General features: G+C 74.0%; 9 protein-coding genes and 1 pseudogene. 1 reads left to right on the forward strand and 9 read right to left on the reverse strand.

All coding sequences use genetic code 11. The annotated features are described in order from the left end of the window. The 9 genes and pseudogenes from ACWEVO_RS17940 to deoC form a co-directional block, all read right to left on the reverse strand. Positions 1-759: pseudogene (locus ACWEVO_RS17940) on the reverse strand (hypothetical protein); the annotation flags it as partial. Then, complete coding sequence (gene cydD, locus ACWEVO_RS17945) at positions 759-2,435, reverse strand: thiol reductant ABC exporter subunit CydD (protein WP_452308657.1); 1,677 nt, start codon at positions 2,433-2,435, stop codon at positions 759-761. The pseudogene ACWEVO_RS17940 and the gene cydD, both read right to left, overlap by 1 nt. Beyond that, complete coding sequence (locus ACWEVO_RS17950; protein WP_452308658.1) at positions 2,432-3,439, reverse strand: cytochrome d ubiquinol oxidase subunit II; 1,008 nt, start codon at positions 3,437-3,439, stop codon at positions 2,432-2,434. The genes cydD and ACWEVO_RS17950 overlap by 4 nt, the downstream gene beginning before the upstream one ends. Positions 3,440-3,450: 11 nt before the next feature. Further along, a complete protein-coding gene (locus ACWEVO_RS17955) occupies positions 3,451-4,698 on the reverse strand; it encodes a cytochrome ubiquinol oxidase subunit I (protein ID WP_452308665.1) in 1,248 nt (415 codons plus the stop codon). 90 nt (positions 4,699-4,788) lie between these two features. Then, positions 4,789-5,694 (reverse strand): M48 family metalloprotease, encoded by a 906-nt coding sequence (locus ACWEVO_RS17960; protein WP_452308659.1) that lies wholly within the window; start codon positions 5,692-5,694, stop codon positions 4,789-4,791. Between the two features lie 10 nt (positions 5,695-5,704). Beyond that, the gene (locus ACWEVO_RS17965; protein WP_452308660.1) at positions 5,705-6,172 is read right to left on the reverse strand and encodes a BlaI/MecI/CopY family transcriptional regulator; all 468 of its coding nucleotides are present in this window, start codon (positions 6,170-6,172) and stop codon (positions 5,705-5,707) included. Between the two features lie 118 nt (positions 6,173-6,290). Then, on the reverse strand, positions 6,291-7,115 hold the full coding sequence (locus ACWEVO_RS17970) for an aldehyde dehydrogenase family protein (protein WP_452308661.1): 825 nt from the start codon (positions 7,113-7,115) through the stop codon (positions 6,291-6,293). Further along, a complete protein-coding gene (locus tag ACWEVO_RS17975; RefSeq protein ID WP_452308662.1) occupies positions 7,108-8,538 on the reverse strand; it encodes an aldehyde dehydrogenase family protein in 1,431 nt (476 codons plus the stop codon). Before ACWEVO_RS17975 ends, ACWEVO_RS17970 begins: the two co-directional genes overlap by 8 nt. Positions 8,539-8,542: 4 nt before the next feature. After that, positions 8,543-9,502: a deoxyribose-phosphate aldolase gene (deoC, locus tag ACWEVO_RS17980; protein ID WP_452308663.1), complete on the reverse strand. Its 960-nt coding sequence runs from the start codon at positions 9,500-9,502 to the stop codon at positions 8,543-8,545. 136 nt (positions 9,503-9,638) lie between these two features. Between deoC and upp the strand changes: the two genes are divergently transcribed. Further along, positions 9,639-10,271 (forward strand): uracil phosphoribosyltransferase, encoded by a 633-nt coding sequence (upp, locus tag ACWEVO_RS17985; protein WP_452308664.1) that lies wholly within the window; start codon positions 9,639-9,641, stop codon positions 10,269-10,271. Positions 10,272-10,620: the final 349 nt, after the last annotated feature.

The following is a 10,620-nucleotide window of genomic DNA, read 5'->3' on the forward strand; positions in this document are numbered from 1 at the left end:
GGCGGCCCGGCGGGTGAGCGCGGTGGCCAGCGCGGGCAGGGCCACCCCGGCCACCACCAGCCCGACGGCGAGCACGCCGGCCGCCGGGGGCGAGATCAGCGCGGCCCCGCCGATCGCGAGCAGGCTCACCAGCGCGGCGGCCGCCCCCGGCACGAGCACCCGCAGCAGCAGATCCTGCACCGCCTCCACGTCGGAGACCAGGCGGCTCAGCGCGTCCCCGGTGCGCTGGACGGCGCCGTCGCGCCGGCCGGCGAGGGTGGCGAAGACCCGGGCCCGGACATCGGTGATCATCCGGAGCACGGCGTCGTGCCCGGCGAGCCGTTCGGTGTAGCGGAACACGCCCCGGCTCACCGCCAGGGCGCGGACCGCGACGATCGCGACGGTCAGCCGGTCCAGCGTCGGCCGCCCGGCGGCGCTCATCAGCAGCCAGGTGGCGGTCGCCATCAGGGCCAGCCCGGCGAACTCGGTGGCCGCGGCGAGCAGGCCGGCTCCCACCAGCCGGCCCAGGTACGGCCGGGCCAGCCGGAGCACCGCCCGCTCGGCGCGGGCCCCCGTCGTGGCCGCGGTGTCCGGGGCGGTGGCGGTCGGTGCGGGCCCGGCGGGCAGCAGTTCGACGGGGCTGGCCTCGGCGGCGGTCGGCGCGCCGGGATCGCGAGCGGCCGGGGTCGTCCCGTCCCGGGAGACGCCGCCCGGCACGGCCCGGACCGGCTGGTCCGGCCGCCGGGACTCGATGCCGTCCGGCTCGGGGCGGTCGCTCATCAGGCCACCTTTCCGGCCGGGGTCGGGCTCAGCTCGGTGACCCGGCCGTCCTCCACCCGGAGGATCCGGTCGGCGTCCTCGAGCAGCGCGGGCCGGTGCGCGACCAGCAGCGCGGTACGCCCGGCCACCAGCCGGCGGGTGGCGGCCAGCACGACGGCCTCGCTGGCGGTGTCCAGCCGGGCGGTCGGCTCGTCGAGCAGCACCAGCGGCGCGTCCCGGAGGAACGCCCGGGCCAGCGCCACCCGCTGTCGCTGTCCGCTGGACAGGCCGTGCCCGCGCTCGCCGAGCACGGTGGCCAGCCCGTCGGGCAGGGCGGCGACCACCTCGTCCAGCGCGGCGTCGCCGACCGCTCCGGCGAGCGCGCTGTCCGGGGCGTCCGGCGTGCCGAGGCGGATGTTGTCGGCCAGCGAGCCGGCGAACAGGTGGGCGCGCTGCGGCACCCAGGCCAGCTGCCGCCGCCAGGCGTCCAGGTCGACGTCGGCCAGGTCGACGCCGTCGACGGTCACCCGACCGGTGGTCGGGGCGACGAAGCCGAGGAGCAGGTTGAGCAGGGTGCTCTTGCCGGCGCCGCTGGGCCCGATGACGGCGATCCGCTCGCCGGGCCGGATGGTCAACGTGACGTCGCGCAGGGCGATGGTCCGCTCGTACTCGACGGTGACGCCCTCGAAACGGATCACACCGTGGCCGTCCGGGGCCGGCAGCGGGCCGCCGCCCGGCCCGGCCGCCTCCGGGACGGCCGACAGGGTGAGCGCCTCGTCGAGCGCGGTGAGGCCCTCCATGCTGGCGTGGAAGCGGCTGCCGGCGGCCCGCAGCGGGAGGTACGCCTCCGGGGTGAGCAGCAGCACCAGCAGGGCGGTGGCGAGCGTGATGCCGCCGCCGAGCAGCCGGATGCCGACCGGCACCGCGACCAGGGCCACCGACAGGGTGGCGACCAGCTCCAGGACGAGCGCGGAGAGGAACGCGATCCGCAGCGTCCGCATGGTGGCCTGGCGGTGCCCGTCGGCCATCCGGCGCACCACATCGACCTGGGCCCGGGCCCGACCGAACGCGCGCAGCGTGGGCAGCCCGGCGACCATGTCGAGGAAGTGCCCGCCGAGCAGCGACAGCCGCCGCCACTGCCGCTCGGTGGCGGCCTGCGCCTGCCAGCCGAGCAGCGCGCCGAAGATCGGGATGAGGGGGATGGTCAGCGCGATGATCAGCGCCGAGCTCCAGTCGGCCAGCACGATCCGGGCCAGCACCGCCAGCGGCACCGTCACGCTGAGCACCAGCTGCGGCAGGTAGCCGGTGAAGTAGGGGTCGAGCGCGTCCAGGCCGCGCCCGGTGAGGGTGGCGAGCTGCCCGGCCCGCTGGCCGGCGACCCAGGTGGGGCCGTGCCGGCCGACCGCGCGGAGCAGGTCGGCGCGGAGGGTCGCCTTGACGGTGGCCGCCGCCCGGGCCGCCACCGTGCCCTGCGCCCAGCTCACCAGGGCGCGAGCGGCCACCACCGCCACGAACCCGGCCAGCGCCGGCCGGTGCAGCCGCCCGTCGACGGCGGTCGCCAGCAGGGTGGCCAGCGCGGTGGCCTGCGCGACCACCAGCAGCGCGGTCAGCCCACCCAACACCGCGAGCACGGCGAGGTCGCGCCGGGCCGCGGGGACCCGGCGCAGCAGACGCGGGTCGAACGGGCGGCGATTCACCAGTACACCGGTGCCCTGCCGTCAGTCCGTCCCCGGAACACCCACCAGCACATCGCCTGAAAGCCTAGTAGGGCCGGCACCAGCGGCAGCACGAGCCAGCCCAGCAGTGACAGGGTCGGCCCGCTCGCCGCGCCGTCGGCCACGCTCAGCGAGGCGGCCGGATCGACGGTGGAGAACAGCACCCGGGGCCAGAGCGCCGCGCCGACCAGCACCACCGGCAGCGCCAGCGCCGCGCTGGTCGCCGTGAAGGCCACCCCGGACCGCCCCCGGCCGAGCGCCGCGCGGGCCACCAGCAGCGCCACCACCAGCGCCACCGGCAGGAGTACGCCGACCCCCGGCCGCGCCACCGCGGCGCGTACCCGGTCGGAGAGCAGGCCCAGGACGGTGGCCGCGGCGAGCGCGGCGAGCGCCACCGGCACCAGCCGGCGGGCCACCCGGGCGAGCGAGGCGGCGCCGGCCGCCGGCAGGCGGAGGGTGAGGAACGTCGCACCCTGGACGGCGACCAGGGCCAGCATCGCCAGCGCGACGGCGGCCACGAACGGGGTGAACAGGTGGCCCACCCCGTCGACGTGCCCGTCGGCGTGCAGCGGCAGGCCCTGGAGCAGCCCGCCGAGCAGGGCGCCCCAGCCGAGCGCGGCCAGCACGCTGCCGGCCACCACCACCCGGTCCCAGGCGGTCCGCGCCGACGCGCCCCGGGGCCGGCTGCGCAGTTGCACCCCGACGGTCACCAGCACCACCCCGACGAGGGCACCGAACACCGCCGGGTAGTAGCCGGAGAGCAGCTCGCCCTCGAGGGTGGGGAAGGCGCCGAGCAGGGTGCCGGCGGCGGCCACCAGCCAGACCTCGTTGCCGAGGAAGAACGGCCCGAGGGCGGTGAGCGCGCCCCGCCGGCGCTCCTCGGTGGCGCCCCGGGCCAGCAGCAGCCCGACGCCGTAGTCGTAGCCGCCGAGGACGAGGTAGGCGGCGAAGAAGAGGCCGAACAGGGCGTACCAGACGAGTTCCACGGCGGGCTCCCTCAGGCGAACACGGGTTGCGGGTGGGTGTCGGTGTCGGGCGCGGGTGGCCGGCCGAGGGCGGGGTCGGCCGCGCCCCGGGCGGCGTGCCGGGCCAGCAGCACCCAGTTGGTGACGGCGAGGGCGCCGAGCAGCAGGGTGAAGCCGATCAGTGACGTGAGCATCAGGCCGGAACCGACCGGCGAGACGGCCCGGTCGACGGGGAGCAGGCCGTAGACCGCCCAGGGCTGGCGGCCGACCTCCCGGGCGATCCAGCCGAGGATCAACGCGACGAAGGGGAACGGCAGGGCGAGCAGCACCAGCCAGAGCGGGAAGCGCAGCCGGATGAGCCAGTCCCGCCAGAGCAGCGGGACGATCAGCAGGCCGAAGAAGAGGCCGAAGCCGATGAGGATCATGAAGCCGAGGCCGACGTTGGAGAGAGTCGGCGGGACGTAGTCGCCGGGACCGAACTTCGCCGTCCACTCGGCGACCAGCGCGTCCCGGTCCGGCCCGCCGCCGAACTTCGTCGGCTGCACCCGCCCGACCGGGCCGAACTGGGCGAAGCCGAAGCCGATCAGGAAAACCACCGCGACGGCCGTGGTGAGCAGGCCGAGCCGCAGCGACTTTCGGAACAGCGCGAAGTCCGGGGTACGCCGGATCAGGTGGTACGCGCTCACCGCGGACATCAGCATCCCGCCGGTGACCAGGCTGGCCGCGAGCACGTGCCCGAAGGCGAAGCCGAGCGTGGGGTTGGTGAGCAGCGCGCCGAAGTCGGTGAGGTGGGCGACGCCGTCGCGGATCTCGTACCCGACCGGGTGCTGCAGCCAGGCGTTGCCGACCAGCACCCAGAACGCCGAGGCGTACGCGGTCAGCGCGACGCCCCACAGCAGGGCGAGGTGGACGCCCTTGCGCAGCCGGTGCCAACCGAAGATCCACATGCCGAGGAAGGTGGACTCCAGCACGAAGGCGAGCAGCGTCTCGACGGCCAGTGGCGCGCCGAAGACGTTGCCGACGTAGCGCGACAGGCCGCTCCAGTTCAGCCCGAACTGGAACTCCATCACCAGGCCGGTGCCGATGCCGAGCACGTAGTTGATCACATACAGCTGGCCCCAGAAACGGGTGAGCCGCTCGTACACCGGCTTGCCGGTGATGAAGCCGGCGGTCTGCACCCCGACCAGCAGGGTGACCAGCCCGAGGGTGACCGCCACGAACAGGAAGTGGAGCGACGTGGTGGCGGCGAACTGAAGGCGGGCGAGGAGCAGGGTGTCCATGGCCAGGGCTCCGATGGGTCGGCTCACTTGACGTAGAGAGCCTACACGTAGAGTGTCTACTTATCGGCCCCGTAGGGGATGGAACCGGGGTCAGCTCAGGAAGAGCGAGATCGGCAGGGCGGCCAGGGTGGTCGCCACCGCCAGTGCGGTGCCGCCGAGCAGCCGGGGCGGCCGGTCGGGGATCAGCAGCCGCTGCACCCGTACGTCGAGGTCGCGGTCGCCGATGCCGAGCGCGCCGGCCGGGGTCACCCGGTGGCCGGCGGCGGCGAATCGGCGCAGCGCCCCGGCCAGCGGCGCGTCGGCGTGCAGCTCGCGGGCCTTGTCATCGGCGCGCATCTCGACCAGCAGCGCCACCTGCGCGTGCGCGTCCCGGACCCAGCCGAACCAGGGCAGCGCCCGGCAGAGCGCGGTGAACGGCAGCAGCACCAGGTCGTGCCGCTCCTGGGCGTGCGCCCGCTCGTGGGTCAGCACCGCCGCCAGTTCGGCCCGGTCCAGCAGGCTCAGCGTGCCGGCGCTCACCACCACCCGGGGCCGCACCCCCGGCAGGCAGTACGCGGCCGCGCTCGGGTGGTCGAGCACCAGCGCGCCGGGGACGGTCGGGTCGCGGCGGGCGACCAGGCTGAGCAGCTCCCGGTGCCGGCGCTGGGCGCGCAAGGTGCCGTGGACGCTGCGTACCGTCGTGGTGAGCAGCACCGCGCCGATGCCGAAGCCGATCCCGACCAGGCCCAGGTGCACCGCGCCCAGCCCGGCCGGCAGGTTGCCGTGGGCGAGGTCCTCGGCGAGGGCGACCAGCGCGCTGCCGGTCGGCCGGTCGTACGCGGCCAGCCCGACCGCCATCGGCAGGCCCATCGCGGAGAGGCCGAGCGCCAGCCCCACCGCCTGCCAGCACACGATGGCCACCCGCGGCGCCCGCCAGGTCCACTTCGAGACGGTGAGGACCTGCGCGGTCAGCCAGCAGGCCAGGATGGTCGCGGCGAAGTGCACGGCGTACGCCACGGCGGCCGCCCTACCGGTCCGTCGCCTCGTCGGCCAGCGCCGGATGCCCGGCCCGCGGGTCCTCGACCCGGTCGGTGAGCCCGCCCTCCCGCTCGGCCGGCCCGGAGCCGGCCAGTCCCGCCTCGGCGCCGAGCGCCGCGCGCAGCACCTCGGCCTCCGTCCCGGTCACCGAGCGGGCGAAGCGCACCAGCGCCGCGTCGCGGCTGCCGCCGAGGTCGAGGGCGTCGAGCATGAGCTGGGCGATGTGCGCCTCGCGGCTGGCCGCGGCCCGGTAGCGCCAGGCCCGCCCCTCGCGTTCGCGCTGCACCATGCCCTTGCCGGCCAGCCGGTCCAGGACCGTCATCACCGTCGTGTACGCCAGCTCGCGCCCGGCCAGGGCGTCGGCGACCTCCCGCACGGTCACTCCGTCGGACGTGGCGGGGAACGAGTCCCACAACACGTCCATCACCGCACGCTCAAGGTCCCCCAGCCGAGTCACCCGGCAATCCTACCCCCCGTAGTAGACCCGCCCCCACCACCACCCGGAAGGCCTTCATACACGGAAAGAGTGGCCATCCGCCGCGCGGAAGCCACTCTTTCCGTGAATCAGCGCGGACCTAGACGCCCTTGGGGTGCCAGACGGTCTTGGTCTCCAGGAGCACGGTCATCCGGGTCACGCCGGGGTCCGCGAACCAGTCGTGGTCCGCGGGGGCCGGCCGGAGCACGCGCTTGAGGTTCTCGGCCGCCTTGACCTCCAGCTCCGCCGCCAGTTCGGCGTCGGTCACCCCGGTCAGGTCGATCGCGTTGACGTCCATGTGCGCGGCCAGCGTCGGCACGGTCTCCGACAGCTTCCCGGTGAGGATGTTGACCACGCCGCCCGGCAGGTCGGAGGTGGCCAGCACCTCGGCCAGGGTCACCGCGGCCAGCGGCGCGGCCGGCGAGGCCGCCACCACGACGGTGTTGCCGGTGACGATCGCCGGAGCGATCACGCTGACCAGGCCGAGCAGCGCCGGCGCCTCGGGGGCCACCACGGCCACCACCCCGGTCGGCTCGGGCGCGGACAGGTTGAAGTACGGGCCGGCCACCGGGTTCGCCCCGCCGTACACCTGGGGGAGCTTGTCGGACCAGCCGGCGTACCAGACCCAGCGGTCGATCGCCGCGTCGACCTCGTCCGCCGACGCGCCGAGCGCGATGAACTGGTCGCGCCGGCCCTCCAGCATCTCGGCGACCCGGTAGAGGATCTGCCCCCGGTTGTACGCGGTCGCCCCGGCCCAGCCCTTCACGGCGGCCCGGGCGGCGACCACGGCGTCCCGCGCGTCCTTGCGGGAGGCCAGGGAGACGTTGGAGTCCTGCACGATGTACGACCGTCCCGACTCGCTGCGTGGGAACTTCCCGCCGATGAAGAGCTTGTACGTCTTGCGTACCGCGACCCGCTCAGACATTGAGGTACGCCTCCAGCCCGTGCCGGCCGCCCTCGCGGCCGTAGCCCGACTCCTTGTAGCCGCCGAACGGCGAGGTGGGGTCGAACTTGTTGAACGTGTTGGCCCAGACCACGCCGGCGCGCAGCCGGTCGGCCATCCACAGGATCCGGGAGCCCTTGTCGGTCCAGATCCCGGCCGACAACCCGTACGGGGTGTTGTTGGCCTTCTCCACCGCCTCGGCCGGGGTGCGGAAGGTCAGCACGGACAGCACCGGGCCGAAGATCTCCTCGCGGGCGATCCGGTGCGCCTGGGTGACCCCGGTGAAGATGGTCGGCGCGAACCAGAAGCCCCGGTCCGGCAGCTCGCACGCGGGCGACCAGCGCTCCGCGCCCTCGGCGGAGCCGGCGTCGGAGAGTTCCCGGATGCGCGCCAGCTGGGCGGCCGAGTTGATCGCGCCGATGTCGGTGTTCTTGTCCAGCGGGTCGCCGACCCGAAGCTGGGCCATCCGCCGCTTCAGCGACTCCAGCACCCGGTCCGCGACGGACTCCTGGACCAGCAGGCGGGAGCCGGCGCAGCAGACGTGCCCCTGGTTGAAGAAGATGCCGTTGACGATGCCCTCGACGGCCTGGTCGACCGGGGCGTCGTCGAAGACGATGTTGGCGGCCTTGCCGCCCAGCTCCAGGGTGAGCTTCTTCCGGGTGCCGGCGACCGCGCGGGCGATGGCCTTGCCGACCTCGGTGGAACCGGTGAAGGCGACCTTGTCCACGCCCGGGTGCTCGACCAGCGTCCGGCCGGTGTCGCCGGCGCCGGTGACGATGTTGACCACACCGGCGGGCAGCTCGGCCTGCTGGCAGATCTCGGCGAAGAGCAGCGCGGTCAGCGGGGTGGTCTCGGCCGGCTTCAGCACCACGGTGTTGCCGGCGGCGAGGGCGGGCGCGATCTTCCAGGCCAGCATGAGCAGCGGGAAGTTCCACGGGATGACCTGGGCGGCGACGCCGAGCGACCGGGGGTTCGGACCGAAGCCGGCGTGCTCCAGCTTGTCGGCCCAGCCGGCGTAGTAGAAGAAGTGCGCGGCGACCAGGGGCACGTCGACGTCGCGCGACTCCTTGATCGGCTTGCCGTTGTCCAGCGACTCCAGCACGGCCAGCTCGCGGGAGCGCTCCTGGATGAGCCGGGCGATCCGGAACAGGTACTTGGCCCGGTCGCGGCCCGGCATCGGGCCCCAGACCTGCTCGTACGCCTTCCGGGCGGCGCGGACCGCGCGGTCCACGTCCGCCTCGCCGGCCTCGGCGATCTCGGCGAGGACCTCCTCGGAGGCCGGGTTGATCGACTTGAAGCTGCCGCCGTCGACCGGGTCGACGAACGTACCGTCGACGAAGAGCCCGTACGAGGGCTTGATGTCCACCACCGAGCGCGACTCGGGGGCGGGGGCGTATTCGAACATCCGCTCAGTCCAGGGTGAAGTAGTCGGGACCGGCGTAGACGCCGGTCTTCAGCTTGGTGCGCTGCATGAGCAGGTCGTTCAGCAGGCTGGACGCGCCGAACCGGAACCAGTCCGGGTCCAGCCAGTCCGGGCCGACGGTCTCGTTGACCATGACCAGGTACTTGATCGCGTCCTTGGTGGTCTTGATGCCGCCGGCCGGCTTCACACCGACCTGCCGCCCGGTGGCGGCGCGGAAGTCGCGGACCGCCTCCAGCATCACCAGCGTCACCGGCGGGGTGGCCGCGACCGGCACCTTGCCGGTGGAGGTCTTGATGAAGTCGCCGCCGGCCAGCATGGCCAGCCAGGAGGCGCGCCGCACGTTGTCGTAGGTGGCCAGCTCGCCGGTCTCCAGGATCACCTTGAGGTGGGCGTCCCCGCAGGCCTCCTTGGTGGCCACGATCTCGTCGTAGACCTCCTGGTAGCGGCCGGCCAGGAAGGCGCCCCGGTTGATCACCATGTCGATCTCGTCGGCCCCGGCCTCGACCGCAGCCCGGGTGTCGGCCAGCTTGACCTCCAGGGGCGCCTGGCCGGACGGGAAGGCGGTCGCCACGCTGGCCAGGTGCACGCCGGACCCGGCCAGCACCTCGGCCACGTACGGGACCATCGCCGGATAGACGCAGACCGCGCCGACGTGCGGGCAGGACGGGTCGGCCGGGTCGGGCCGCAGCGCCTTGGCGGCGAGCGCCCGCACCTTGCCGGGGGTGTCGGCCCCTTCGAGGGTGGTCAGGTCGACCATCCGGATGGCCAGGTCGATGGCCTGGGCCTTGGCCGTGGTCTTGATGGAGCGGGTGCCGAGTTGCGCCGCCCGCTGCTCCGCGCCGACCTGATCCACGCCGGGCAGGCCGTGCAGGAAGGTCCGCAGAGCGGTCTCGGATCGTCCCAGCTCGGAGAGGTCCGACCGGGCCGACGTCGCTGTCGCCGTCATGCCCCGAATAGTACGCACCCGCGCGTCGAGTGATCTTGGTCACGTGGCCCGGGACGCGAGCGCCATACGTGAGCGGCGTCGCTGGTCAACCGGCACCCGCAGTGCGGCCGGCCGGCGCGCGGTAGGTTGAGCGATCGTGGACGTACACGTCATTGACCACCCGCTCGCCCAGTCGCGGCTGACCGCCATGCGGGACGCCCGGACCGACTCATCGTCGTTCCGGGCCGCGCTGCACGAACTCACCACGATGCTGGTGTACGAGGCCGCGCGCTCGTTCCCGGTCGAGAAGTACCAGATCCAGACGCCGGTCACCGCCGCCGAGGGCACCCGGCTGGCGAACCCGCCGCTGCTGGTGCCGGTGCTGCGGGCGGGTCTCGGCATGGCCGACGCCGCGCTCGGCCTGCTGCCCGAGTCGTCGATGGGCTTCGTCGGCCTGGCCCGCGACGAGGAGACGTACGAGCCGCGCGCGTACATGGAGTCGCTGCCCCGGGACCTGACCGGCCTGCCCGTGCTGGTCCTCGACCCGATGCTCGCCACCGGTGGCTCGCTGGAGCACTGCTGCCGGCTGCTCGCCGAGCGCGGCTGCACCGACATCACGGTGCTGTGCGTCCTCGCCGCGCCGGTCGGCATCGAGCGGCTGGAGCGGAGCGGCCTGCCGATGCGCCTGGTCACCGCCTCCATCGACGAGGGCCTGAACGACAAGATGTTCATCGTGCCCGGCCTCGGCGACGCCGGGGACCGCCAGTTCGGCGGCATGCCCCGCTTCTAGTCCCCACTCGGACCTGCCCACCGCCCCGGCCCACGCCGGGGCGGTGGCGTTCCGGCACCCGTTCCGCGCCCCCGGTAACGATCCACCCCGCCCGCGACACATACCTGGTGTCCCTGTCAGGAACGCCGGTCGGGAGAGCGATCAGATGAAACCCGTGGGTGAGCGGGGCGAGCGCTGGTTCACCAGCGTCTCTAATTAGCTAAGCGATCCTGGGTCGGAGTGTGTTTCCGGGATCGTTTCCCACCTTGGTGGGCTCGCGTGGGCGTGGAGGTGGAATCCTGCGCCCAGGGCGGCTCCGCGTGGCCGGTGGCCGGTGGTGGGTGTGCTGATCGTGTTCACGTCCTGGTGC

The sequence above is a fragment of the Micromonospora sp. NPDC003776 genome (genome assembly GCF_053605645.1).

What these genes read in the sequence shown, in the direction of transcription:
- ACWEVO_RS17970 (WP_452308661.1), bottom strand. Translation starts at nt 7,115, where the DNA reads ATGTCTGAGCGGGTCGCGGTACGCAAGACGTACAAGCTCTTCATCGGC.
- ACWEVO_RS17955 (WP_452308665.1), bottom strand. Translation starts at nt 4,698, where the DNA reads ATGGACACCCTGCTCCTCGCCCGCCTTCAGTTCGCCGCCACCACGTCG.
- ACWEVO_RS17975 (WP_452308662.1), bottom strand. Translation starts at nt 8,538, where the DNA reads ATGTTCGAATACGCCCCCGCCCCCGAGTCGCGCTCGGTGGTGGACATC.
- deoC (WP_452308663.1), bottom strand. Translation starts at nt 9,502, where the DNA reads ATGACGGCGACAGCGACGTCGGCCCGGTCGGACCTCTCCGAGCTGGGA.